This window comes from Streptomyces sp. NPDC026515 (assembly GCF_055567595.1).
The window spans coordinates 63,259-88,000 of record NZ_JBVHQD010000022.1; the positions used below are offsets into that span (position 1 = coordinate 63,259).

At 71.5% G+C, this 24,742-nt stretch carries 22 protein-coding genes; 15 read left to right on the top strand and 7 right to left on the bottom strand.

All coding sequences use genetic code 11. The annotated features are described in order from the left end of the window. From ACZ4O3_RS35595 to ACZ4O3_RS35620, 6 genes are all read left to right on the top strand, one after another. Entirely contained in the window at positions 1-1,014 is a 1,014-nt protein-coding gene (locus tag ACZ4O3_RS35595) for a helix-turn-helix transcriptional regulator (protein WP_384992356.1), read from the top strand. 55 nt (positions 1,015-1,069) lie between these two features. Continuing rightward, on the top strand, positions 1,070-1,372 hold the full coding sequence (locus tag ACZ4O3_RS35600) for a hypothetical protein (RefSeq protein ID WP_384992353.1): 303 nt from the start codon (positions 1,070-1,072) through the stop codon (positions 1,370-1,372). Between the two features lie 10 nt (positions 1,373-1,382). Beyond that, positions 1,383-1,577 (top strand): hypothetical protein, encoded by a 195-nt coding sequence (locus tag ACZ4O3_RS35605; RefSeq protein WP_362730518.1) that lies wholly within the window; start codon positions 1,383-1,385, stop codon positions 1,575-1,577. 260 nt (positions 1,578-1,837) lie between these two features. Continuing rightward, positions 1,838-2,122: a Sec-independent protein translocase subunit TatA gene (tatA, locus tag ACZ4O3_RS35610; protein WP_360489568.1), complete on the top strand. Its 285-nt coding sequence runs from the start codon at positions 1,838-1,840 to the stop codon at positions 2,120-2,122. Between the two features lie 47 nt (positions 2,123-2,169). Beyond that, complete coding sequence (gene tatC, locus ACZ4O3_RS35615; RefSeq protein ID WP_362730515.1) at positions 2,170-3,114, top strand: twin-arginine translocase subunit TatC; 945 nt, start codon at positions 2,170-2,172, stop codon at positions 3,112-3,114. A gap of 83 nt (positions 3,115-3,197) precedes the next feature. After that, positions 3,198-6,050 (top strand): DEAD/DEAH box helicase, encoded by a 2,853-nt coding sequence (locus ACZ4O3_RS35620; RefSeq protein WP_362724863.1) that lies wholly within the window; start codon positions 3,198-3,200, stop codon positions 6,048-6,050. Between the two features lie 68 nt (positions 6,051-6,118). Here the strand turns inward: ACZ4O3_RS35620 and atzF are convergent, their stop codons facing one another. Genes atzF through ACZ4O3_RS35640 form a run of 4 tightly spaced genes read right to left on the bottom strand, consistent with a single transcriptional unit; the run spans position 6,119 to position 12,726 of the window. Beyond that, a complete protein-coding gene (gene atzF / locus ACZ4O3_RS35625; protein ID WP_362724858.1) occupies positions 6,119-7,774 on the bottom strand; it encodes an allophanate hydrolase in 1,656 nt (551 codons plus the stop codon). Between the two features lie 19 nt (positions 7,775-7,793). Continuing rightward, positions 7,794-11,306, bottom strand: coding sequence for a 5-oxoprolinase/urea amidolyase family protein (locus ACZ4O3_RS35630; RefSeq protein ID WP_467726294.1), 3,513 nt, complete (start codon positions 11,304-11,306; stop codon positions 7,794-7,796). Then, complete coding sequence (locus tag ACZ4O3_RS35635; RefSeq protein WP_362729926.1) at positions 11,303-11,905, bottom strand: urea amidolyase associated protein UAAP2; 603 nt, start codon at positions 11,903-11,905, stop codon at positions 11,303-11,305. The genes ACZ4O3_RS35630 and ACZ4O3_RS35635 overlap by 4 nt, the downstream gene beginning before the upstream one ends. After that, on the bottom strand, positions 11,902-12,726 hold the full coding sequence (locus ACZ4O3_RS35640; RefSeq protein WP_362729929.1) for an urea amidolyase associated protein UAAP1: 825 nt from the start codon (positions 12,724-12,726) through the stop codon (positions 11,902-11,904). Before ACZ4O3_RS35640 ends, ACZ4O3_RS35635 begins: the two co-directional genes overlap by 4 nt. Before the next feature lie 197 nt (positions 12,727-12,923). On the opposite strand from ACZ4O3_RS35640, the gene ACZ4O3_RS35645 reads away from it, so the two are divergent. The 6 genes from ACZ4O3_RS35645 to ACZ4O3_RS35670 all read left to right on the top strand — a co-directional run bounded on the left by ACZ4O3_RS35645 (position 12,924) and on the right by ACZ4O3_RS35670 (position 18,428). Further along, on the top strand, positions 12,924-13,550 hold the full coding sequence (locus tag ACZ4O3_RS35645) for a TetR/AcrR family transcriptional regulator (protein WP_467726296.1): 627 nt from the start codon (positions 12,924-12,926) through the stop codon (positions 13,548-13,550). 323 nt (positions 13,551-13,873) lie between these two features. Beyond that, positions 13,874-15,490, top strand: a complete 1,617-nt coding sequence (locus tag ACZ4O3_RS35650; protein ID WP_362719259.1) for a sensor histidine kinase — start codon at positions 13,874-13,876, stop codon at positions 15,488-15,490. Beyond that, a complete protein-coding gene (locus ACZ4O3_RS35655) occupies positions 15,490-15,897 on the top strand; it encodes a roadblock/LC7 domain-containing protein (protein WP_351320402.1) in 408 nt (135 codons plus the stop codon). Before ACZ4O3_RS35650 ends, ACZ4O3_RS35655 begins: the two co-directional genes overlap by 1 nt. After that, positions 15,894-16,325, top strand: coding sequence for a DUF742 domain-containing protein (locus tag ACZ4O3_RS35660; protein ID WP_362719263.1), 432 nt, complete (start codon positions 15,894-15,896; stop codon positions 16,323-16,325). Before ACZ4O3_RS35655 ends, ACZ4O3_RS35660 begins: the two co-directional genes overlap by 4 nt. Then, on the top strand, positions 16,306-16,926 hold the full coding sequence (locus tag ACZ4O3_RS35665; protein ID WP_362719265.1) for a GTP-binding protein: 621 nt from the start codon (positions 16,306-16,308) through the stop codon (positions 16,924-16,926). The genes ACZ4O3_RS35660 and ACZ4O3_RS35665 overlap by 20 nt, the downstream gene beginning before the upstream one ends. Before the next feature lie 23 nt (positions 16,927-16,949). Further along, positions 16,950-18,428, top strand: a complete 1,479-nt coding sequence (locus ACZ4O3_RS35670) for a cytochrome P450 (RefSeq protein WP_467726298.1) — start codon at positions 16,950-16,952, stop codon at positions 18,426-18,428. Here ACZ4O3_RS35670 and ACZ4O3_RS35675 read toward each other — a convergent pair. Further along, the gene (locus ACZ4O3_RS35675) at positions 18,425-19,381 is read right to left on the bottom strand and encodes an RluA family pseudouridine synthase (RefSeq protein WP_362719271.1); all 957 of its coding nucleotides are present in this window, start codon (positions 19,379-19,381) and stop codon (positions 18,425-18,427) included. The two genes, ACZ4O3_RS35670 and ACZ4O3_RS35675, sit on opposite strands and share 4 nt — an antisense overlap. Positions 19,382-19,459: 78 nt before the next feature. Further along, positions 19,460-20,989: an amino acid permease gene (locus tag ACZ4O3_RS35680; protein WP_467726299.1), complete on the bottom strand. Its 1,530-nt coding sequence runs from the start codon at positions 20,987-20,989 to the stop codon at positions 19,460-19,462. A gap of 211 nt (positions 20,990-21,200) precedes the next feature. Here ACZ4O3_RS35680 and ACZ4O3_RS35685 point away from each other — a divergent pair, with 211 nt between their 5' ends. From ACZ4O3_RS35685 to ACZ4O3_RS35695, 3 genes are all read left to right on the top strand, one after another. Then, the gene (locus ACZ4O3_RS35685) at positions 21,201-21,833 is read left to right on the top strand and encodes a PadR family transcriptional regulator (RefSeq protein WP_362719277.1); all 633 of its coding nucleotides are present in this window, start codon (positions 21,201-21,203) and stop codon (positions 21,831-21,833) included. A gap of 168 nt (positions 21,834-22,001) precedes the next feature. Next, positions 22,002-23,009, top strand: a complete 1,008-nt coding sequence (locus tag ACZ4O3_RS35690; protein WP_362719279.1) for an ATP-binding cassette domain-containing protein — start codon at positions 22,002-22,004, stop codon at positions 23,007-23,009. Beyond that, complete coding sequence (locus ACZ4O3_RS35695) at positions 23,006-23,782, top strand: ABC transporter permease (RefSeq protein WP_362719282.1); 777 nt, start codon at positions 23,006-23,008, stop codon at positions 23,780-23,782. The genes ACZ4O3_RS35690 and ACZ4O3_RS35695 overlap by 4 nt, the downstream gene beginning before the upstream one ends. A gap of 47 nt (positions 23,783-23,829) precedes the next feature. On the opposite strand, the gene ACZ4O3_RS35700 is transcribed toward ACZ4O3_RS35695, so the two are convergent. After that, positions 23,830-24,678: a siderophore-interacting protein gene (locus tag ACZ4O3_RS35700; protein WP_467726301.1), complete on the bottom strand. Its 849-nt coding sequence runs from the start codon at positions 24,676-24,678 to the stop codon at positions 23,830-23,832. Positions 24,679-24,742: the final 64 nt, after the last annotated feature.

Here is a 24,742-nt window from a genome sequence, read left to right on the forward strand (position 1 = left end):
GTGGCAGGCAAACCGGTCAGGCCCGTGAACGCCATCGACCAGACCCGGCGGATGCTCTCCCTGGTGACCTATCTGCGTGAGCGCCCCGGCGCCCGGATCGCGGACGTGGCCCGTGCCTTCGGCATCACCGAGGACGAGCTGGTCTCCGACCTGGACGTGCTGCCCATGTGCGGCACCAGCTTCCGGGGCGGCGATCTGCTGGACATCGACACCGACGGCGAGCGCATCTGGTGGCACAACGCCGCCGCGCTCGGCGAGGAGGCGGCCGAGCCGCTGCGGCTGGCCGCCGACGAGGCGACCGCGCTGCTGGTGGCCGCCCGCGCGGTGGCCACCCTGCCCGGCCTGCGCGAGGGCGACCGGCAGGCGCTGCTGCGCGCCACCGCCAAGGTGGAGACCGCGGCCGGCGAGGCGGGCGACGCCAGCGCCCGCCTGTCGGTGACCTTCGAGTCCGAGGGCGGGGTCTTCGCCGACGTCGACCGGGCGATCGCCGAGCGCCGCCGGCTGTGGATCCGCTACTACTCGCCGGCCCGCGACGAGCTCACCGAGCGTGAGATCGACCCGATCCGCCTGGTCAGCGTCGGCCACACCTACGTGGAGGCCTGGTGCCGCCGCTCCGAGGCCCGGCGCACCTTCCGCCTCGACCGCGTCGCCGAGATCAAGATCCTCGACGAGCCGTCCGCGCCCCCCGAGATCGAGCTGCGCGACCTGTCCGAGGCCCTGGTACAGCCTGCCGCCGAGGATCCCGAGGTGGTCGTCGAGGTCGGCCCGGCCGGCCGCTGGGTCGCCGAGTACTACCCGCACGACAGCGCGGATGAGCTTCCCGACGGGGGTCTGCGTATCACTCTGCGCACGCCCGATCCGGCCTCGCTGCGACGGCTGGCACTCAGGCTCGGCGGCGACGGCCGGATCGTGTCACCGCCCGAGCTGGCCGACAGCGCCCGGCGGGCCGCCCGCGAGGCCCTGGAGGCGTACGACGGCCTCCTTCCGCACGGCGATGCGGAAGGGCATGAGTGAGCCGGACCGGCTGGGGTGCTCCGGGGCGAATGATCGAGAAGGAGGGGCGAGGGATTTGAACGAGTCTTCCGGTTCCGGTGTCGCAGAGGCGAGGGACGTGACGGTCGCCGCCGCGTTCGCCGGGATGAGAAGAGTGGTCCCCGTGATGTTCAGAGCCGGCTGCCCGGACTGCCGGGGGAGTTTCGAGCTCGCCGCCAGCTCCCTGCGCCTGGCCATCGGGGCCACCAGCAAGACCACGTTCTACTCCTTCACCTGCCCCGACTGCGACATCCTGGTCCGCAAGCCCGCGGGCGAGCGGATCGTCGAGCTGCTCACCGGCGGCGGGGTCAGGACCCTGCGGCTGCACCCCACCGTCTAGGCTCAGCCGCATGTTCTGGCCGATGTTCGCGGTAGCCGTGGGTTTCCTGGGTCTCGTCGTGCTCGGCGTGCTCGCCGTCCGGGTTTTCCTGGAGGCGCGGCGCCTGGGCGCGCAGGTCACGGATTCCGCACGGCGCATCAACCGGGCCGCCGAGGACCTGGAGCGGGCGGCGGCCGGTGCCGCCCGCGCTGTGGACACCCTCTGAGACCTGGTGTGCAACCGGTGTGAGTACTGCGCCATAAGCGGTTTGCGTCACTTCGCCCTGTCACGGCGGCCACCCCGGCAGGTACGCTGGCGCTCGCGGGGCGGAGAACGAGGCCCGTACCGCGGACCGGGCGTACGCACGGGGATTGCCTGTCGTTTACCCCTGAGCGTTACGATCGCTGTCAGCGCGATTACTCGGACACATGTCTGACTGATCGGACAGCACCCCACCCAGCCGCCTCGGTGAGAAGGTAAAGACTTATGTTCGGAAGGCTCGGCGCTCCCGAGATCATTCTCATCCTTGTCGTCGTCATCCTGCTGTTCGGCGCGAAGAAGCTTCCGGACATGGCCCGCTCGCTCGGCAAGTCCGCGCGCATCCTCAAGAGCGAGGCCAAGGCGATGAAGGAAGAGGGCAACACCACCTCCTCCGCCCAGGCGCCCGCCTCCGGCGAGCAGGCCCAGGCCCAGCGCACCATCCAGGCGGCCCCCGGCGACGTGACCAGCTCCCGCCCGGTCAACGAGCCGTCGGACACCACCCAGCGCTGACGCAAGGCCGGTGACCCCCGGCCTGCCGCACGAGATGAGGACGTGGGTTGCCCAAGTCTGCCCGCAAACAGGAGAAGGATCCCGAGGGGCGGATGCCTCTCGGAGATCACCTTCGTGAGCTCCGCAACCGGCTCGCGAAGGCCATGCTGGCCATCGTCATCGTGACGGTGGTCGCCGCCTTCTTCTACAACGACATCATCAACTTCCTCACCAAGCCGGTCCTCGACTCGGTCGGCTGTGAGCAGGCGTTCGGGGAACTGGCCAGGTCCAAGGCCGACTCCCATCCCTGCGCGCAGATCACGATCAACGGTCTCCTCGCGCCCTTCACGCTGGCCCTCCAGGTCTCGCTGATGGCGGGTGTGGTCTTCGCCTCCCCGGTCTGGCTGTACCAGCTGTGGGCCTTCGTCGCGCCGGGTCTACACCGGAACGAGAAGAAGTACGCCTACGCGTTCGTCGCCACCGGCGTCCCGCTCTTCTTCGGCGGCGCGTTCTTCGCGTACAAGGTCCTGCCGACCACCGCGAAGGTGCTCCTCCAGTTCACCCCGCACAGCGTGAGCAACCTGCTGCCGCTCGACGACCTGCTCCAGCTGGTCACCCGCATGGTGATCGTCTTCGGCCTCTCCTTCGAGCTGCCGCTGCTGCTGGTCATGCTCAACCTGACCGGCATCGTCACCGGCAAGCGGATGCTCGGCTGGTGGCGGGCGATGATCCTCGGGATCACGGTCTTCGCCGCCGTGGCCACCCCGAGCACCGACCCGCTCTCCATGCTGGCGCTCGCCGGGCCGATCTGGGTGCTGTACTTCGGCGCGGTCCTCTTCTCGCTGCTGAATGACCGGCGCAGGCGCCGCCGCGACGCCGAGGGCCCCGGCGACGACGAGGCCTCCGACCTCGACCTGACGCCCGACGACATCGGCGAGATCGAGACCGTCTCCGCCAGCCGCGCGCTGCCCGACGCCCCGGAGCGGGTCAACGGCTACGACGACGTGACCTGACCGGGTCCGTACCGGACGTCCAGAGGTGCCCGCGCTCACGGCGCGGGCACCTCTTCGTCGTCCGTCGTCCCATGTTCCGGATAATGATCGTCCTGTTGTCAGTGGGGACCGGTACGCTCGAAAGCACGATGACAGAGGACCTCTCACCGGCCGAGCGGTATGCGGCGGCCCGCAGGCGGGCCGCCGAGCAGGCCACCGCGCTCGCGTCTTTCCGCGAGATGTACGAATTCGGCCTCGACCCCTTCCAGATCGAGGCCTGCCAGGCACTCGAAGCCGGGAAGGGCGTTCTGGTGGCCGCCCCCACCGGCTCGGGCAAGACGATCGTCGGCGAGTTCGCCGTCCACCTCGCCCTGGAGCAGGGCAAGAAGTGCTTCTACACGACACCCATCAAGGCGCTGTCGAACCAGAAGTACGCCGACCTGTGCCGCCGCTACGGCGCCGACAAGGTAGGCCTGCTCACCGGCGACAACAGCGTCAACTCCGACGCCCCCGTGGTCGTGATGACCACCGAGGTGCTGCGGAACATGCTGTACGCGGGCTCCCAGACCCTGCTCGGCCTCGGCTACGTGGTCATGGACGAGGTGCACTACCTCTCCGACCGCTTCCGGGGCGCCGTCTGGGAAGAGGTGATCATCCACCTGCCGGAGTCCGTGACCCTGGTCTCCCTGTCGGCGACCGTGTCCAACGCCGAGGAGTTCGGCGACTGGCTCGACACCGTCCGCGGCGACACCGAGGTCATCGTCTCCGAACACCGGCCTGTCCCGCTGTTCCAGCACGTGCTCGCCGGGCGCCGGATGTACGACCTGTTCGAGGAGGGGGAGGGCCAGAAGAAGGCCGTCAACCCCGACCTCACCCGGCTGGCCCGGATGGAGGCGAGCAGACCCTCCTACCAGGACCGCAGGCGTGGGCGCGCCATGCGGGAGGCCGACCGGGAGCGGGAGCGCCGGCAGCGGTCCAGGGTGTGGACACCGGGGCGCCCCGAGGTCATCGAACGGCTCGACTCCGAGGGCCTGCTGCCGGCCATCACCTTCATCTTCAGCCGCGCCGCGTGCGAGGCGGCCGTCCAGCAGTGCCTGTACGCCGGTCTCCGGCTCAACGACGACGAGGCGCGCGAACAGGTGCGCGCGCTCGTCGAGGAGCGGACCTCGTCGATCCCGCACGAGGACCTGCACGTCCTCGGCTACTACGAATGGCTGGAGGGTCTGGAGCGCGGTATCGCCGCCCACCACGCGGGCATGCTCCCGACCTTCAAGGAAGTCGTCGAGGAACTCTTCGTCCGCGGCCTGGTCAAGGCCGTGTTCGCGACCGAGACCCTCGCGCTCGGCATCAACATGCCCGCCCGCTCGGTGGTGCTGGAGAAGCTCGTCAAGTGGAACGGCGAGCAGCACGCCGACATCACCCCCGGCGAGTACACCCAGCTGACCGGCCGTGCGGGCCGCCGCGGCATCGACATCGAGGGCCATGCCGTGGTGCTGTGGCAGCGGGGATTCAGCCCCGAGCACCTCGCGGGGCTCGCCGGTACCCGCACCTATCCGCTGCGCTCCAGCTTCAAGCCGTCGTACAACATGGCGGTCAACCTGGTCGAGCAGTTCGGCCGGCACCGGTCGCGAGAGCTTCTGGAGACCTCGTTCGCGCAGTTCCAGGCCGACAAGTCGGTCGTCGGGATCTCCCGGCAGGTGCAGCGCAACGAGGAAGGACTCGAGGGCTACAAGGAGTCCATGACCTGCCACCTCGGCGACTTCGAGGAGTACGCGCGGCTGCGGCGCGAGCTGAAGGACCGGGAGACCGAACTCGTCCGCCAGGGCGCGGTCGAACGCCGGGCCGAGGCGGCGGTCGCGCTGGAGAAGCTCAAGCCGGGCGACGTCATCCACGTGCCGACGGGCAAGTACGCCGGTCTCGCGCTGGTCCTCGACCCCGGCCTGCCCGCCGGACGCTCCAACGGCCACCGGGGCTTCGAGCACCACGACGGGCCGCGCCCGCTGGTACTGACCGCGGAACGCCAGGTCAAGCGGCTGGCGGCAATGGACTTCCCGGTGCCCGTCGAGGCGTTGGAGCGGATGCGGATCCCCAAGTCCTTCAACCCCCGCTCCCCGCAGTCCCGTCGGGACCTCGCGTCCGCGCTGCGCACCAAGGCCGGTCACATTCCGCCGGAGCGGGCCCGCAAGAAGCGCTCGCAGGCCGCGGACGACCGGGAGATCGCACGGCTGCGGACCGCGATCCGGGCGCATCCCTGCCACGGCTGCAACGACCGGGAGGACCACGCCCGGTGGGCCGAGCGGTACCACCGGCTGATGCGGGACACCTCGCAGCTGGAGCGGCGGATCGAGGGTCGGACCAACACCATCGCCCGCACCTTCGACCGGATCGTGGCACTGCTGACCGAGCTGGACTACCTGCGCGGCGACGAGGTCACCGAGCACGGGAAGCGACTGGCCCGGCTGTACGGCGAACTCGACCTGCTCGCCAGCGAATGCCTGCGGGCCGGTGTCTGGGAGGGGCTCAGTCCCGCCGAACTCGCCGCGTGCGTCTCGGCGCTGGTCTACGAGGCACGGGTCGGGGACGACGCGATGGCCCCCAAGCTGCCCTCCGGGAAGGCGAAGGCCGCGCTCGGCGAGATGGTGCGGATCTGGGGCCGTCTGGACGCGCTGGAGGAGGAGTTCCGGATCAACCAGGCCGAGGGCGTCGGTCAGCGGGAACCGGACCTCGGCTTCGCCTGGGCCGCGTACATGTGGGCTTCGGGGACCGGGCTGGACGAGGTGCTGCGGGAGGCGGAGATGCCGGCCGGGGACTTCGTGCGGTGGTGCAAGCAGGTCATCGACGTGCTCGGGCAGATCGCGGCGGCGGCTCCGGTGGCGGGGTCGGGTGTTTCGAAGACCGCGCGCAAGGCGGTTGACCTGGTGCTCCGGGGGGTTGTGGCCTATTCGTCGGTGGGGTGACCTGTCCTGGCGCGGGTGCGCTGTCGCTGGTCGCGCAGTTCCCCGCGCCCCCGAGCGGGTGGGTCGCCTCACCTGGCGTTCAAGTAGTGGCGCCAGCTCCCGTGGCGAGTGATGTCCTCGGCGTCGGCCAGCGCGCTCGGTTCACAGAGGAAGCCGGGCACCTTCGTACCATCCGTCAGCTCCAGCTTGCCCAGGGCCATGGGGCGGGGGAGCCCGGCCAGGAGACGTCCCAGGCCTTCGGACGGCAGGCGCCACACCTCCGCTTCGATCTCGGCTCCGCCCTCGCCCACGTACACCAGACCCGGCTTGGGCGGTGTCGTCGGCAGCGCGTACAGACGGTACGCCGGTGCCGTCGTCGTCGTGCGGTCCAGGACCGCGCCCAGTGACAGGAGCTGGGGGTTCAGCGGCTGGCCGGTCAGGTGGGCGCCCACCACCGCCAGGCTCACCCCCGGCTCCAGCGCGCGGGCGACGGTGGCCAGGCGGTCGTCCGTGAAGGCCGGACCGATCAGCATCACGCCGAACGGCAGACCGTTCACCTCGCCCGCCGGTACCGCCACCGCCGCCAGGTCGAAGAGGTTCGTGGAGTTGGTGAAGCGGCCCAGGCGGGCGTTGGCGCCCAGCGGGTCGGCCGCCACCTCGGCCAGGGTGGGGTGGCCCGGAGCGGTCGGGAGCAGCAGGGCGTCCGCGTCGGACAGCTCGGCCAGCGCGCGGGTCCGCAGGGCGGACAGCCGGTCCTGATCGGTGAAGAGCCGGTGGGCCGGGATGTCGCGGGCCCGGGTGACGATGCCGCTCACCGTGGGGTCCAGGCCGTGGCCGCCGGAGGCGAGCAGTTCGTCGATGAAGGGGCCCACCGCCGTGTAGCGCTCCGCGACGAAGGCGCCCTCGTAGAGCATCGCCGCCGCCTCGGTGAAGGGGGTCAGGTCGAGCGGGCGGAGTACGGCGCCCGAGGCGGCGAGACGGTCGACCGCTTCCTCGTACGCCGTCGCCCAGCCCTCGTCCATCTCGCCGAGCTGGGCGGGTGGCGGGACCGCGATCCGCCAGGGCCCCGGGAGCCGCTGGGGCAGGGGCGGGAGCGCCCGGTCCGGCGGGGCCGCCAGATACGACAGCGCCTGCTCGGCCTCCGGCAGGGTGCGCGCGAACACCGTCACGCAGTCCAGGGAGGCACAGGCCGGGACCACCCCGGTGGTGGGGAGCAGGCCACGGGTCGGTTTGAGGCCGACGATGCCGTTGAGGGCGGCCGGGACCCGGCCCGAACCGGCCGTGTCCGTGCCGAGCGCGAAGTCGACGATCCCGAGGGCCACCGCCACCGCCGAGCCCGAGCTGGAGCCGCCGCTGATCCGGGTCGGGTCGATCGCGTTGCGGACCGCGCCGTAGGGGGAGCGGGTGCCGACCAGGCCCGTGGCGAACTGGTCGAGATTGGTCGTGCCGAGGACGAGGGCGCCGGCCGCGCGCAGCCGGGCCACCACCGGGGCGTCGGCCTCCGGCTCGTAGGCGTACGCCGGGCAGCCGGCCGTGGTCGGCAGTCCCCGCACGTCGATGTTGCCCTTGGCGGCGAACAGGCGGCCGGCGAGCGGGAGGCGTTCACCGGCGGCCACCCGCTCGTCGATCGCCCGGGCCTCCGCCTCGGTCTCCTCCCGTGGGCGCAGATCGATCCAGATCTCGGGGCGGTCGACCGCGTCGATGCGCGCGTAGGCGGCACGGATCCGGGAGACGGTGCTGGACATGCTCGGTCGCTCCTGTCGGTCAGTTCGGGGTCGGGGCCAGGACGAGCAGTGCCGTCCCCGCCTCCACCTGGTCGCCCGGCTTCGCCAGGATCTCCGTCACCACGCCGGCCATCGGCGCGTGCACCCGTGACTCCATCTTCATGGCCTCCAGGGCGAGGAGGGCCTGGCCGGTGGTCACCTCGTCGCCGGCCGCCACGTTCAGCTGCCACACGGAGGCCGCGAACTCGGCTTCTATCAGGCGGCCGCCCGGCGGTACGGACACCTCGGCCGGCGTGTTGGACGCCGGTGCCGTCGCCGCCTGGGCCCTCGCGAACTCGCCCGCCGCCTCCCAGGCGTCGCGCTCCGCGGCGAAGGCCCGCTGCTGGCGTGCCCTGAAGTCCGCGATGGCGTCGCCGTGTTCGGAGAGGAACCCCTGGTAGGACGCCAGGGAGAACGTCCCCTCCTCGATGCGCGGCACGAACCTGCCGGAGACGATGTCGGCCCGCAGGTCCAGCAGTTCGTCCGGGGACACCGGGTACCACCTGATCCGGTCGAAGAAGCGCAGCAGCCACGGCGAGCCGGGCCGGAACGCGCCGCGCTGCTGCCAGCCCGACCACACCTGGGTCGTACGCCCCACGAACTGGTAGCCGCCCGGGCCTTCCATGCCGTAGACGCACAGATAGGCGCCGCCGATACCGACGGAGTTCTCGGCGGTCCAGGTGCGGGCCGGGTTGTACTTCGTGGTGACCAGGCGGTGGCGCGGGTCCAGCGGGGTGGCGACCGGGGCGCCCAGGTACACGTCGCCGAGGCCGAGGACCAGGTACTCCGCGTCGAAGACCGTGCGGTGGACGTCGTCGACCGAGTCCAGGCCGTTGATACGGCGGATGAACTCGATGTTCCACGGGCACCAGGGGGCGTCGTCGCGGACGCCCGCCATATAGCGGGCGATCGCCTCGCGGGTCGCCGGGTCGTCCCAGGACAGGGGGAGATGGACCGTACGGGAGGGCACCACCAGTTCATCGGTGGGCGGCAGCCCCAGGACGATCTCCCGTACCGAGGACAGGAGTTCGGTCTGGGTGAGCAGACCGGGGTCGGTCCGGACCTGGAGTGAGCGGATCCCCGGGGTGAGGTCCGTGACCCCGGGCAGGTCCGCCGCCGTCACCGCCTCCATCAGCGCGTGGACGCGCATCCGCAGGGCCAGGTCCAGCTGCATCGGGCCGAACTCGACCAGCAGGTTGTCGTCGCCGCTGCGCCGGTAGGTCACGTCCCCGTCGCGGGCCAGGACGCCGCCGTCGACGATCGCGGGGCGGGGCGCGCCGGTCACGTCGGCCGGGGTGAAGCGGACCGTGTCGCCGGGCCGGAGCTGGCCCAGTTTCCAGCGTTCGCCGCTCAGGACGGTCGCCGGGCACACGAACCCGCCGAGGGAGGGGCCGTCGGGGCCGAGCAGGACGGGCATGTCGCCGGTGTAGTCGACGGCACCGACCGAGTACGGGGTGTCGTGGATGTTGGACGGGTGCAGGCCCGCCTCGCCGCCGTCTGCGCGGGCCCAGCGCGGTTTGGGGCCGACCAGCCGCACCCCGGTGCGCGCCGAGTTGAAGTGCACCTTCCACTCGGCGGCGTAGAAGTCCCGGATGTCGTCCTCGGTGAAGAACTCCGGGGCGGCATGGGGGCCTTCGACGGCGGCCAGCTGCCAGACGGACGTGAAGCGCGGGCGTTCGGCGACCGGCTCGCCGTCCGTCACCGCTCCGCCGTGCAGGACGTCACCCGTGCGCAGGGCGCGGCCGCCGTGGCCGCCGAACCGGCCCAGCGTGAAGGTGCTCGCGCTGCCCAGGAAGGCAGGCACGTCCAGGCCGCCGCCCGCGAACAGGACGTAGGTGCGCAGCCCGTGTGCGGAGGGGGCACCGACCTCCAGGAGCCCGCCGGCCGGTACCGTCACCGGTTCCCACTGCGCGACCGGGGCGCCGTCCAGGGTCACCGGGGCCGGGGCGCCGGTCACGCAGACGGTCGTCGGGTGGGTGAAGCGCAGGGACGGGCCCTGGAGGGTGCATTCGAGGCCGGGGGCGCCCTCCAGGTTGCCCAGCGCGCGATTGCCGAGCCGGAAGGAGCGGTCGTCCATCGGGCCGCACGGGGGTACCCCGACCTGCCAGTAGCCGGTGCGGCCCGGCCAGTCCTGGACCGTGGTGAGCGTACCGGCGGTGACGACCTCGATCCGGGGGGTCGGGTCGGTGACCGTGGCGAGGGTCGCCGTCGAGTGGGCGGCGGCCCGGAAGGCCGGGTCGGCGAGAGCGGCGCGCACCAGACCCAGGTTGGTCTCGATGCCGTCGACCCGGGTGCCGGCCAGCGCCTCGTCGAGGGAGCGCAGGGCCCGGTCGCGGTCGGGACCGTGGGCGATCACCTTCGCGAGCATCGGGTCGTACGACGTGGTCACCTCGGTGCCGGTCTCCACCCAGCCGTCGACGCGCACCCCCGGCGGGAACTCCACCCGGGTCAGCAGGCCGGCGCCGGGCCGGTGGTCGCGGGAGGGGTCCTCGGCGTAGACGCGGGCCTCGACGGCGTGGCCGCGTGGCTCGCCCGGGTCCCGGACGACGCCGGACTCGCCCCGCGCCAGGCGCAGCATCCAGGCGACCAGGTCGACGCCGTAGATCTCCTCGGTGACCGGATGTTCCACCTGGAGCCGGGTGTTGACCTCCAGGAAGTAGGCCTCCTCGCGGGTCGCGTCGTACACGAACTCGACCGTGCCCGCGGAACGGTAGTCCACGGCCGCGCACAGGTCGCGTGCGGAGGAGGCGAGTCGCGCGCGCACGTGCGGCGGCAGGCCGGGTGCCGGGGCCTCCTCGACCACCTTCTGGTTACGGCGCTGGAGGGAGCAGTCCCGGTCGCCGAAGGTGACCACCCGGCCCGCGCCGTCGCCGAAGACCTGCACCTCGACATGGTGGGCGTGCTCGACCAGGCGTTCCAGGAACACCCCGGCGGAGGAGAAGGAAGCGGCGGCCACGCGCTGCACCCGGTCCCAGGCGTCGGTCAGTTCGGCCGTGGATCGACATGCCGACATACCGATACCGCCACCGCCGCCGGTGGCCTTGAGCATCACGGGATAACCGAGGACGGACGCCTCGCGCAGGGCCTCGGGAAGGTCCCGGAGGAGTCCGGTCCCCGGGGCCAGGGGCACGCCGGCCGCCCGCGCCGCCGCCCGTGCCGTGTGCTTGGCGCCGAACAGCTCCAACTGCTCCGGGGTCGGACCGACGAAGACGATGCCGGCGGCCTCGCAGCGCCGGGCGAAACCGGCGTCCTCGGACAGGAAGCCGTACCCGGGGTGGATCGCGCCCGCGCCGGTGTCCTTGGCGGCCTTCAGCACCAGGTCGGCGTCGAGGTAGGACTCCTTCGCCGGGGCCGGGCCGAGCCGTACCGCCTCGTCGGCGAGGCGGACGTGGGGAGCGGAGCGGTCGGGGTCGGAGTAGACGGCGACCGTGCGCAGCCCCAGTGCGCGGGCGGTGCGGATGACCCGGACGGCTATCTCGCCCCGGTTGGCGACCAGCAGGGTGTCGAAACTCATCCGGCGTCCCCGATCGTCATCTCCACCGCGGTCGGTTCGAAGCCGTTGCACGGGTTGTTGATCTGCGGGCAGTTGGAGACCAGGACGAGGACGTCCCGTTCGGCGCGCAGGGTCAGTTTCAGGCCCGGGGCCGAGAGGCCGTCGACGATGCCGAGGGTGCCGTCCGGTTCGACCGGCACGTTCATGTACCAGTTGATGTTGGAGACCAGGTCGCGCTTGCCGAGGCCGTGCTTGGCGCCCTCCGCCAGGAAGTTGTCCACGCAGGCGTGCTGCGACCAGGTGTGGTGGCCGTAGCGCAGGGTGTTGGACTCCTTGGAACAGGCGCCGCCGACCGTGTCGTGCCGGCCGACCTCGTCGGCGGTCACGGTCATCAGCGGGGTGTGCTCGTTGGAGAGCAGCACGCTGCCCGTGGTGAGGAAGAGGGAGCCCTGCGCGTGCACGGTGTCGGGGGCGCTGTAGCGGACCGCCGTGTCGTGGGCGTCGTAGACGAGGAAGTCGACGGCCTGGTTGCCGTGCAGGTCGGTGATGGTCAGGGTCTGCCCGGCGCGGATGACGGCGGACCAGGCGGCGCGGGCCGGGACGACGGTCGCGGTGGTCATGCGAGCCCCCTCGCGGCGAGGAATCCGGCGGTGTTCAGGAAGGCGCGGCGGCCCTCCGGGGTGGCGTCCCAGAGGGGATCGCCGGGTGTGGTGGGCGCGGCGCGCCAGGCCAGGACCTCCAGGGCGGTGCAGACGTAGTCGGGCCGCGGATCGGCCGGGTGCGGCACGTTCGCGATCAGGACGGTCAGGTCCTGTTCGGCGCGGAGCGTGACGCTGCCGCCGGGGCCGGCCGAGCCGGTGAAGTGCAGCGTGCCGTCGTCGCGCACCTCCACGCCCTGGAAGAACGACAGGGACGGCGGCAGGTCGCGCGGTTCCAGTCCGTTCTTCGCCGCCGCCAGCTTGAACAGTTCGCGCCCGGCGGGGGAGGGCGACTGCGGGGTGCCGTCGCCGTACCGCGTGGTGTTGCGGACCAGGGTGGAGGTGCCGCACAGCGCGTCGTGCCGGCCGGAGGTGTCGGTGACCACGGAGGCCAGGACCCGGCCCTGGTCGGAGAGGAGCAGCACCCCCTCGCCGAGGTAGGCGTTCCACTGGACCTTGACCGTGTCGGCGACGTTCAGCCGCTCCCAGGGACGGTCGGCGGCGTACAGCAGGAGGTGTGCGCAGGCGTCGCCGTGCGGATCGGTCAGGCGCAGTTCGGTGCCCCGGGCCAGGACGCGATGCGTGTAGTTGCCGCCCGCCACCGTCTCCGCCCACACCAGGTGGCCCGCCTCGCAGGGCGGGTCCGGCCAGTCGGCGGCCGGTACGACCGGCATGGCATCGGCGCGGGTGCCCTCCTGGGCGCGGGCATGTGCCCGCGCTCCGTACGTGGTCGCTGTCGCCATCGCTGACCTCCGGCTCCGTCGGCTCGGGTGGGACTGGGGGGAGATTTCTGTCGCTCGACAGAAATTAGAGGCGGGCAGGGTCGGGGGCGTTGCCGTGGCGTTCCGGCCCGGTTACCGGGGGCTCACCGGGGGAGCGGGGTCCGGCCGCGGCGCCTCGCGGTGATCGCCGGGCGGTGCCGTGTGCGAGGATCGAACGCATGGGGACGAGCAGTGGCCGCCGGGTCGGCCGGCCGCGGGCCGCGCAGCGGCCGGACAGCGGTCTGGACCCGCGGGCGGAACTGCTCGTGGCCGCGGCCGAGTTGTTCACCACCCGCGGCTACGCGGCCACCACCACCCGGGCGGTCGCCGAGCGGGCGGGCATGCGGCAGGCGTCGATGTACCACTACGTCTCCGGCAAGGAGGAACTCCTCGCCGAGCTGCTGGAGTCCACGGTCACGCCGTCGCTGGAGTGCGCCCGTGAGCTGCTCGCGGACGACGTGACCCCGGCCGAGGAGCGGCTGCGGGCGCTGTGCCGGGCCGACGTGGAGCTGCTGTGCGCCGGGCCGTACAACCTGGGCGCGCTCTACCTGCTGCCCGAAGTGCACACCGAGCGGTTCGCCGGGTTCCGCGCCGTGCGGTCCGAACTCAAGGACGCCTACCGGCAGTTGATCGCCGCGACGGCGGCCGGCGGGGGGCTCGCCAAGGGGGAGCTGGAGCTGCGGACGGATCTCGTCTTCGGGCTGATCGAGGGCGTCATCCTGATCCACCGCTCCGAGCCGGAGCGTCCCGTCGGCGAGTTCGCCCGCGCCACGGCCGAGGCCGCGCTGCGGATCGCGGGGGTCTGAACCGGGCGGCGGTTCGGGTCCGGAGAGCAGTTTCACCCGTCACGGTGAGTCACCTTCGCACGTCCGTGTGCCGTCACGCAACGCGTGTGAACGCATGCCGTACGTGCAAAACGACCGAGGGTACTCCAGTCGTTCGGGCGATTTCAGGTGCTCGCCGAATATGACACGGCGTTGATCCGGTCGGACTAAGCTCGCCCGCGGCGCACCGAGTTGAGATGAATTCGTGCGCCTGTTCCCAATCATACGGAAGATCCTGGCTGCTCCATGAACCTTCCCCCCGCGAACTCCCCCGACACCCAGCCGATCCGTCTCAGAAGGCATACATGGTGAGTGTGCAATCGCCTCCCAATGGCCGTGAACTTTCCCTGGCGCGGGTGCTGTTGCTGCCCGCCGTACTGATGGCCGCGGCGACCGCCGCCGCCGTCCTCCTGGTGGCGGAGCCCGCCCGGACCGCCGTCGGCGTGTGCGGGGCCGTCGGCATGCTGCTGGTGCTCGCGACGGCGGCCGAAGCGGTGCGCCGCGGCCGCAGGCTTCAGGACGCGAAGGCCGAGCACGACCGTCACCGTGCGTATCTGGAACAGCGCCTCACCACGAACGACGAGGAGATCGACCGCCTCGGCAAGGAGGTGTTCCCGACCGCGCTCTACCGGCTGAAGGCCGGCGAGCCCCCCAAAGAGGTGATCCGCCAGGTCTTCGACCTCGACCCCCGGCTGCGCCACGTCCCCGAGGCGCAGCGCCGGCTGATCCGCACCATGCTGGACATCGTCGACGAGGAAGACCTCCAGCGCGACTCCCTGGAGCGCTCGTTCGTCAGCGTCGCCCGGCGCGTCCAGGCCATCGTCCACCAGCAGGCACACGAACTGCGGGAGATGGAGGAGGACCACGGCCGCAACCCCGAGGTCTTCGACGACCTGCTGCGCATCGACCACGGCACCGCGCTGATCGGACGCCTCGCCGACTCGGTCTCCGTGCTCGGCGGCGGCCGCCCGGGCCGTCAGTGGCCCAACCCCGTCGCCCTCTACAGCGTGCTGCGCGGCGCGATGTCCCGGATCCTGGAGTACCGGCGCATCGAGCTGCACTCCATCTGCCAGGTCAACATCAAGGGCACCTCGGTCGAACCGCTCATCCACGCGGCCGCCGAGCTCCTCGACAACGCCACCCGCTACTCGCCGCCCTCCACCAAGGTGCACGTCACCGCCGTCGAGGTGCAGTCCGGCGTGTGCATCGAGATCGAGGACGCCGGCGTCAGCCTCAACGAGGAGGCCCGCGGCCGCATCGAGGGCATGCTGGAGAAGGCCAAGCAGGGCAAGGACATCCAGGTCCTCGGCGAGAACCCGCGCCTGGGCCTGTCGGTCGTGGGCCGGCTGTGCACGACGTACGACATGGACGTCTCGCTGCGCGCCTCGGCGTACGGCGGGGTCCGCGCCGTCCTCATCGTGCCCAGCGACATGATGACCACCGACCCGGCCCCCGGCATCGCGCACGGCATCGGCGCCACCGGCATCCCGAAGCCCGAACTCGGCGCGCTCGAAGGCCCCAAACGGCCCCCCAAGAAGCGCCGGCCCACCAGCCCCCGCATCCCGGCCGGGATCTCCATGGAGGACGACGTCCCCGAGGTGACCGAGTGGACCGCGGGCGGCCTGCCGCAGCGGCGCAGCCGGATGAAGACACCGCTCAGCCAGCGGTACGCCGAACAGGCCGCCATCGAGCGCGCCGAGCGCGAGGGCACCCCGACCGTCTGGTCGCAGCACAAGGAGCCCGAGCCGGAACCGGCGCCCGAGCGTCCCGCGCCCGGCCTGTGGGTCGATGCCTTCTGGGAGGGCCTCAAGAAGAACAACCCGGGTGTCCACCCCACCGACTTCACCCGGAACCCCACCAAGTACCAGCACCTCATCAACGATCCGGCCGGCCCCGACGCCGGCGACGAGGGGGACCTCTAGTGATCCAGCAGCGAGGCAACTTCGACTGGATGCTCAAGCAGCTCGCCGACGGGGTACCGGGCGTCGAGATGATCGTCGTCCTCTCCGCCGACGGACTGCGCATCGCCCGGCACGGCGGCGACCCCGACGCCGCCGACCGGCTCGCCGCGGCCTGCGCGGGCGTGCAGAGCCTGGCCACCGCCGTCGCCCAGGAACTCCCCATCAGCAACGGCGACATGAACCTCGTCCTGATCGAGATCGACCGGGGCTACTTCTACCTCATGTCCGCCGGCGCCAACGCCTACCTTGCGGTGCTCGCCGACGTGACCTGCGAACCCGGCCGGATGAGCGAGATGATGCGCGACCTCGTGGTCCGCATCGGCACCCATCTCACCAGTCCGCCCCGGCGGAACGGTCAGACCGTATGACTCCTCCGCAACGCAAACGGCGCCAGCCCAGGGCGGCACACCAGCCGCCGCCCATGCCGCCCGCCGCCGAAAACGGCCGCGAGGAGAACGCCGAGGAGGGCGACACCAAGAACCCCGAGCGGCTCTACGTCATCAGCGGAGCCGACGGCGCACGGGCCGAGCTCGACCTGGTCACCTTAATCGTGGCGCGCGCCGACCCACCGCCCTCGGTCACGCCGGAGCAGGCGGTGATGCTCAGGCTCTGTCTCGCCCCGCTGTCGGTGGCCGAGCTCTCCGCCTACCTCAATCTGCCGTTCAGCGCGATGACGGCACTGATCACCGAGCTGATCACGGCCGAACTGGTGCAGGCGCGCGCCCCGATCGTCCGGCAGGCGCTTCCCGACCGTTCCCTTCTCGAAGCGGTGATGCATGGACTTCAAAAGCTCTGAGACGATCCCCGGCCCCCGCACCGAGGACCAGCTGCCGCACACCGCCCAGGCCGCGGTGAAGATCGTGATCGTGGGCGGCTTCGGAGTCGGCAAGACCACCATGGTCGGTTCCGTCAGCGAGATCAGACCGCTGACCACCGAGGAGACCATGACCCAGGCCGGCATCGGGGTCGACGACAACTACGGCTCCGACTCGAAGACCGCCACCACCGTCGCCATGGACTTCGGCCGCATCAGCATCACCGACCAGTTGGTCCTGTACCTCTTCGGCACCCCCGGCCAGGAGCGGTTCTGGTTCCTGTGGAACGGCCTGTTCGAGGGCGCCCTCGGCGCGGTCGTGCTCATCGACACCCGCCGTCTGGAAGTCAGCTTCGACGTCATGGGACGCCTGGAGGAACGCGGGGTGCCGTTCGTCGTCGCCGTCAACTCCTTCCCGGACGCACCCCGTTACCCCGTCGAGGAACTGCGCACCGCGCTGGACCTGCCCCCCGAGATCCCCATCGTGGAGTGCGACGCCCGCCGCCGGGCCTCCAGCCGGGACGTCCTGATGACCCTGGTGCGCTTCCTGCACTCGCTCGCCATGTCCGGCGCGCTCACCTGACCCCCCCTTTCGGAGCGATCACTGTGACGCCTGAATCCCCCTTCCCGGCCGGCACCGGCACCGACCCGGTCCCGCCCCCCGGCTGCCCGGTGCACGACCGCGGACCCGGCGGCCTGCAACGGCTCTACGGCGCCGACGCCGACCACCTGGGCGAGCTGTACGAGAAGCTGCGCACCGAACACGGCGCCGTGGCCCCCGTACTGCTCCATGACGACGTGCCGATCTGGGTGGTCCTCGGACTCACCGAGAACCTCCAGATGGTCCGCACCCCCGCCGTGTACACCCGCGACAGCCGCATCTGGACCCCGCTGCGGGAGGGCCTGGTCAAGCCCGACCACCCGCTCATGCCGCACATCGCCTGGCAGCCGATCTGCTCGCACGCCGAGGGCGACGAGCACATGCGGCTGCGCGCGGCCGTCATGGGCGCCATGACCACCATCGACCACCGCAGCATCCGCCGCCTCATCGGCCGCTACACCCAGCTGCTGGTCAACGAGTTCTGCGAGAGAGGCCGAGCGGAACTGGTCTCCCAGTACTCCGAGCACCTGCCGATGGCGGTCATGTGCGAACTGCTCGGCATGCCCGAGGAGTACAACGACCGGATCGTGGAGGCCACCCGGGACGCGCTCAAGGGCACCGAGACCGCGATCGCCAGCAACGAGTACGTCATGGGCTGCCTGACCCGGCTCACCGCCCGCCGCCGGGCCCGCCCCGAGGACGACTTCGCCAGCCATCTCGTCGGCCACCCCGCCAGGCTCAACGACGACGAGGTCGCCCAGCACCTGCGGGTCGTCCTCTACGCCGCCTACGAGACCACCGCCAACCTCCTCGCCAACGCGCTGCGCATGGTGCTCACCGAACCCGGCTTCCGTGCCCAGCTCAACGGCGGCCAGATGACGGTGCCGGAGGCGATCGAGCAGTCCCTGTGGGACGAGCCGCCGTTCAGCACGGTCTTCGCCTACTTCGCCAAGCAGGACACCGAACTCGGCGGCCAGCGCATCCGTAAGGGCGACGGGCTGCTGTACGCGCCCGCGCCGGGCAACGTCGACCCACGGGTCCGCCCCGACCTGAGCGCCAACATGCAGGGCAACCGCTCCCACCTCGCCTTCGGCGGCGGCCCGCACGAGTGCCCCGGTCAGGACATCGGCCGTGCCATCGCCGATGTGGGCGTCGACCAGCTGCTGACCCGTCTCTCCGACATCCAGCTCGACTGCGACGAGGAGGAACTGCGCTGGCGTGCGTCGATCGCGTCCCGGCATCTGGTGGAACTGCCGGTGCGCTTCGACCCGAAGCCCAAGCAGGACGTGACCCTCATGCCGAGCCCCGCGCTGGTCCCGCCGCAGCGCACCGACTGGCAGGCCGGCAGCACCCGTCCGGCAGCACCCGCACCGGTTCCCGAGCCCCAGCCCGTGGCACCCCCGCCGGCCGTGGCCCCGGCCCCGGAGCCCGCCAGGCCCATGGGTATCTGGCCCCGGCTGCGCCGCTGGTGGCTCGGCCGCTAGCAGCCGAGCCCACCTGCCCAGTCCTGGTACGACTCCCAGGCCCGCAGCGTCCGCCCACTGCGCAGCCGGTGCTCGGTCCCCGTGACCGGATCGGTGAACTCCAGCCTCCGCGCGATCAGTTGCAGCGGCCGCCGGAAGTCACCGGCCGGCACGGGGCCGGTCACGACCGGATACAGCGGATCGCCGAGGATCGGCACACCCAGCGCGCTCATGTGGACGCGTAGCTGATGGGTCTGCCCGGTGCGCGGAGTGAGCCGGTACCGGCCCAGGTCTCCTCTGCGTTCGACCAGTTCGACGAGGGTCTCCGCGTTGGGCTCCCCCTCGATCTCGCGAGCCGCCAGCACCCCGCGCTCCTTGAGGATCCGGCTGCGCACGGTCCGGGGAACGGCGAGCGAGGGGTCGTACGGCGCGATCGCCTCGTACTCCTTGCGTACCCGCCGCTCGCTGAACAGCGTCTGGTACGCCCCCCGTTCCTCGGGCCGTACGGTGAAGAGGACGAGTCCGGCCGTGAGCCGGTCCAGCCGGTGCGCGGCCCCGAGCGCGGCGATCCCCAGCTCCTGCCGCAGCCGGGCCAGGACGGTCTCGGTGACGTGACTGCCGCGCGGGGTGGTGGCGAGGAAGTGCGGTTTGTCGGCGACGACGAGGTGATCGTCACGGTGGACGACTTCGAGCGGGAAGGGGACGGGGACCTCGGGGGGCAGGTCGCGGTGGAACCAGAGCCAGAGGCCGGGGGTGTAGGGGGTCCGGGCTGCGACGGGGTGTCCGTCGGCGCCCACGACGAGCCCTGACGCCAGCATGTCCTCCACTGCTCCGGGCGCGGCTCCGGAGAGCCGGGCGACCAGGTATGCGCCGACGGTCTCCCACTCCTCGGCGAAGGGCAACCGCACCCGAACGGGGTCCACCCCTTGGCGCTGGGGGAGGGGAGAGGGCGGAACGCGGGTCTTACGTCTCATTGCAGCCAAGGGTAAGTGCGAAGCCGCTTCGTCAGGGGCGCGGGGAACTGCGCGGCCAGCCCCCACGCACCCGACCGGCTACGCCACAGCCTCCGGCACAGCCGCCGCACTTCGGGACTCCGCCCGGGTGAGCCTCCAAACGCCGCCCACCACCACCGTCCCGACCAGGAACAACACCGTGAACCACCGGAAGTACCAGTGACCCCCGCTGGGGTCGTACACGGCCCCCCGAGGCCACGCCAGATTCACGGCCATCACCAGCCCGTACAGCAGCCCGACCGCGTTCACCGGCACTCCCCACCGCCCCAGCGAGAACAGCGGCGCCCCGGTCTCGTCCGCCCCCTCGACCCGGAACTCCCCGCGCAGCCGCCGCACCAGCAGTGGCCCGGTCACCATCGCGTACGCGAGGTACAGCATCACGATGCACGTGGTCCCGATCGCGAGGAACGCGTCCGGGGACGCGAAGTCGAGCAGCAGCAGTACGGCGGCCAGCACCCCCACCACCACGGCCGGCGCCCCCGGCATCCCGGTGCGCGGATCGACCCGTGCCAGCCGTTCGGCGAACGGCAGCTGCCCGTCCCGCGCCATGGAGAACAGCATCCGGGACGCCGCGGTCTGGATGGCCAGCGTCGCCACCGCGATGGCCACCACCACGTCGGCCAGCAGCACCCGGCCCACCCCGTCGCCGAGGCTGCTGGTGAGGACGTAGCTGAGCCCGTCGACGCCCAGGCGTCCGTCGGTCAGGCTGGGCGCGGCCAGCAGGCCGCCCAGGACGACCAGCCCGCCCAGCAGCCCCGCCGCCCCCAGCGCGGTGAGGATCGTGCGCGGCGCGGTCCGCCGCGGCTGGTGCGTCTCCTCGCTCATCTCGCCCGCGCTGTCGAAGCCGATCATCACGTACGCGGCCGTGAACGAACCGACCAGCAGGGCGCCCAGCAGGCCTCCCTCGGCGCCTGTCCCGGTGTGGAAGGTGATGCCGGGGGAGCGCTCGGAGTGGGTGAGGAGCAGGACGATGATCAGGACCGCGCCGATGATCTCGGCGGTCACCCCGACCCGGTTGATCACGGACATCACGCGGTTGTCCATGACGTTCACCAGGGTGGTCAGGACCAGCAGGACGACGCCCAGGACAGCCGCGTTGGCGGCGCCGTCGGCCGAGGCCGGCGCGGGGTCCGTGCCGATGAGCTGGAAGCCGGACCAGAGCGCGGGGAGCACCATCTGCAGGGCCAGCGCGGCCGCCGCGACCACCACGATCTGTCCGATGACCATGATCCAGCCGGCGAACCAGCCGAAGGACGGGTTCGACAGGCGGGAGGACCACTGGTAGATCGCGCCGGAGATCGGATAGCGGGCGGCGAGTTCGGCGAAGCAGGCGGCCACCAGCAACTGGCCGACCAGCACGGCCGGCCAGGCCCAGAAGAAGACCGGGCCGCCGAACGCGTAGCCGAAGGCGAAGAACTGGAAGACGGTCGTCAGTACGGAGATGAAGGAGAACCCGGCGGCGAAGGAGGCGTACCGGCCGAGGCTGCGGTGCAGCTCCTGGCGGTAGCCGAACTCCTCCAGGGTGCGGTCGTCGGACTCCTTCAGGGAGCGGTCGTCGATGGTCGTCACGGCGGTACCTGCCTGTCAGGGCGGATTTCCTGTCGGGCGACAGAAATTAGGGACGCGCTGTTTCGAAGGCGTCACACCGGCGTGTCCGGGGCGGGCCCAAGTCCTCACGCCCTTGCGGAGTCCCGCCGAACGCGATACATCGTGTGTATTGACGTGTGCTCCAGGGACGCGATATGTTCGGCCACGGATATTCGGAAACGAGGTGGTCGGCATGGCGGTGAAGCGGCGCAAGCTCAGCAACCCACTGGCGCTCGTCGTGCTGACGACCCTCTGGCAGAAGCCGATGCATCCGTACGAGATCGCCCAGACCATGCGCCGTCAGGGCAAGGACACCAGCACCCGGATCAACTACGGCTCGCTCTACACGGTCATGCAGAACCTGGAGAAGCACGGCTTCGTCGAGGTGGCCGACGTGGAGCGGCAGGGCAACCGCCCGGAGCGCACGGTCTACGGCATCACCGACGCCGGGCGCGAGGAGGCGGTCCACTGGCTGTCCGACCTGCTGGCCGTCCCGGTCAAGGAGTACCCGATCTTCGAGACGGCGCTCTCCCTGATGGGCGCCCTGCCGCCGGACGAGGTCGAGCGCCTGCTGGAGGAGCGGCTCAGCACCCTGGAGGTCGAGGTCACCGGCGGACGGGCCGTGCTGGAGAAGCTGCACGAGACACTGCCCCGGCTGTTCGTGGTCGAGGTCGAGTACCACCTGCACATGCTGGAGGCGCAGGCCGCATGGGTCCGCGGCTTCGTGCGGGAGATGCAGGACGGTTCGCTGCCAGGCGTCGAGAGCTGGCGCCGGTTCCATGAGACCGGCGAGTTCCCGCCGGAGTTCACGGAGGCCGGCCAGTAACAGAACCAGACCCCGGCAGAGCTGTTGCAGCAGCTCCGCCAGGGTCTCGAACCCCGAGCTGAACCCGCCGTGAGGCAGATCCGGGCGATCGAGGTGCGGCACACCCAGGATAGCCCGGCGCTCCTTCGGCGGATCAGCTGTCATCCGCTGACTCAGGAGAGCCCTGTCATGAACACCCGTGCGCCCGCAGTGCAGGCGCGCCAGCTGATCAAGACCTACCCCGGTGACGTCACCGCGCTGAACGGCATGGACGTCACCGTGGAGCCCGGTACCGTCTTCGGGCTCCTCGGGCCCAACGGTGCGGGCAAGTCCACCACCGTCAAGATCCTCACCACGCTGGCCCGCCCCGACTCCGGCACCGCCGCCGTGGCCGGCCACGACGTGCTGCGCCATCCGGACCGGGTGCGCCGGGCGATCGGAGTGGTCGCCCAGAACTCCGGCGCCGACCCGGTCGCCACCGGGCGCGAGAACCTCCAGCTCCAGGGCAGGCTCTACGGTCTGCGCGGCACCGCCCTGAACCGCCGGGTGGACGAGCTGCTGGCCCGCTTCACCCTCACCGACGCCGCAGGCCGCCCGGTCAAGGGCTACTCCGGCGGTATGCGGCGCCGCCTCGACGTGGCCCTCGGCCTGGTCCACCGCCCCGAGGTGCTCTTCCTCGACGAGCCCACCACCGGCCTGGACCCCGAGGCCCGCACCGCGATGTGGGACGAGATCGGCCGGCTGGCCGGCGAGGAGGGGCTGACCATCCTGCTCACCACCCATTACCTGGAGGAGGCCGACCGGCTCGCCGAGCGGATCGCCATCGTCGACCGGGGCCGGACCGTGGTCGAGGGAACTCCCGACTCCCTCAAGGGCGAACTGCGCGGCGACGCCGTCCACGTGGAGCTGCGCGAGGCGCCCGGGGAAGCGGGCCGCACCCTGCTCAAAGGGGCGCTCGCCGGGCTGCCGGGCGTGCACGAGACGCTGTTCGACGGCCGGCGGATCAGCGCCCGCGCCGACGACGGGGCCGCCGCGATGCCGGCTCTGCTGGCCGCGCTGGAGCGGGCCGGGGTGACGGTGACGGCCGCGACCGTCGCCCGCCCCTCCCTCGACGACGTCTACCTGCGGTACGCGGGCCGTCGTTACGCGGAGGCCGACGCCGCCGACTCCCTCGCCCTGGCCGGAGGCGCCCGATGAGCAACGCCCTGTCCCAGACCTGGTACATGACCCAGCGTCAGCTGCTGGTGTTCGCCCGGCAGCCCGCGTTCGCCGTCATCACCCTGGTCCAGCCGGTGATCTGGCTGTTCCTGTTCGGCAGTCTCTTCAGGAAGGTCGTCGAGCTGGGCGGCTTCGGCACCACCAGCTACCTGGACTACCTGGTGCCGGGGGTGGTCGCGATGAGCGCCCTCAGCTCCAACATGTGGGCGGGCATGGGCACCCTGGAGGAGATCCAGCGCGGCACCCTGAACCGTTTCCTGACCACCCCGGTCAGCCGGGCCGCGCTGATGAACGGCAACGTGGTGAACAACGGGCTGGTCACCGCCGGCCAGTCGCTGATTATCGTGCTGCTCGGCCTGCTGGGCGGTGCCGGCTACCCGGGCGGGCCCGGGGGCATCGCGGTCCTGGTGGTGGCCTCCGTCCTGCTCGGCACCGTCTTCGGCGCCCTGTCCAACGCGCTCGGCATGCTGGTGCGGGAGCGGGAGTCGATCATCGGGATCAACACCTTCCTGCTGCTGCCGCTGACGTTCCTGTCCAGCGCCTTCATGGCGCCGTCCCAGATGCCCGGCTGGATGCGGCACGTAGCCGACTTCAACCCGCTCGACTGGGCGATGGTGGCCGGGCGTTCGGCGATGTCGGCGGATCCCGACTGGGGTGCGGTGCTGGGCCGCGGCGGCGCGCTGCTGGCGCTGGCGGTCGTGGCCGTGTGGCTGTCGATCAGGACGTTCAGGTCGTACCAGCGCTCGGTGTGACCCGCGCGGGAGCGGCGGCACCCGCGGGTGGCGCCGCCCCCGCCGCCTCAGGCGGCGGCCGCTCCGCCGCCCTCCTGCTCCGCCTCGATACGGGCGTTCCAGTCGCGCTTGGAGGCCTGCCAGCCGTCCTCGTTGTGGCCGAGGCGCCAGTAGCCGGAGACCGACAGGTCCTCGCGCGGGATCTGGCGCTCGACGCGCAGCAGGGACCGCAGGTCCTTCACGAAGCTCGCCTCGCCGTGGACGAACGCGTGCAGCCGGCCCTCCGGGAACTCCAGCCCCCGCACGGCCTCGACCAGGGCCTCGCCGACGGGTCGCGCGCCCCGGTGCAGCCAGACCACCTCCACATCGGAGTCGATCTTCTGCTCCTCCTCGGGGCCGGAGATCTCGACGAAGGCGAAGGCCTTCGCCTCGGCGGGCAGGGACTCCAGGGAGCGGGCGATCGCGGGCAGCGCGCTCTCGTCGCCGGCGAGCAGATGCCAGTCGGCGTCCACCGCCGGGGCGTAGGCACCGCCGGGGCCCATGAAACGTACGGTCTCGCCGGGCTGGACGCGGCAGGCCCAGGGCCCCGCCAGGCCCTCGTCGCCGTGTACGACGAAGTCCAGGCTCAGTTCGCGGCGCTCGGCGTCCCAGGAGCGCACCGTGTAGGTCCGGGTCACCGGCCAGTGCTCGCGGGGGAACTCGGCGCGGATCCGCTCCACGTCGAAGGGCTCCGGATATGTGACGCCCGCCGGCCCGAAGAGAAGTTTCACGTAATGATCGGTGCAGGTGTCCGCGGCGAAACCGGCCAGTCCGTCACCGCCGAGAACGACGCGCTGCATGTGCGGGGTCAGCCGCTCGGTGCGCACCACCTGGGCGGAATGGGCCTTACGCGGCTTGCGTCCTGGACGCTCTGCCATGACCGACCTCCATGCTCCATTGCTTAGGTTTGCCTAAGTTAGCATCTCCTTCGTAGTTGACACC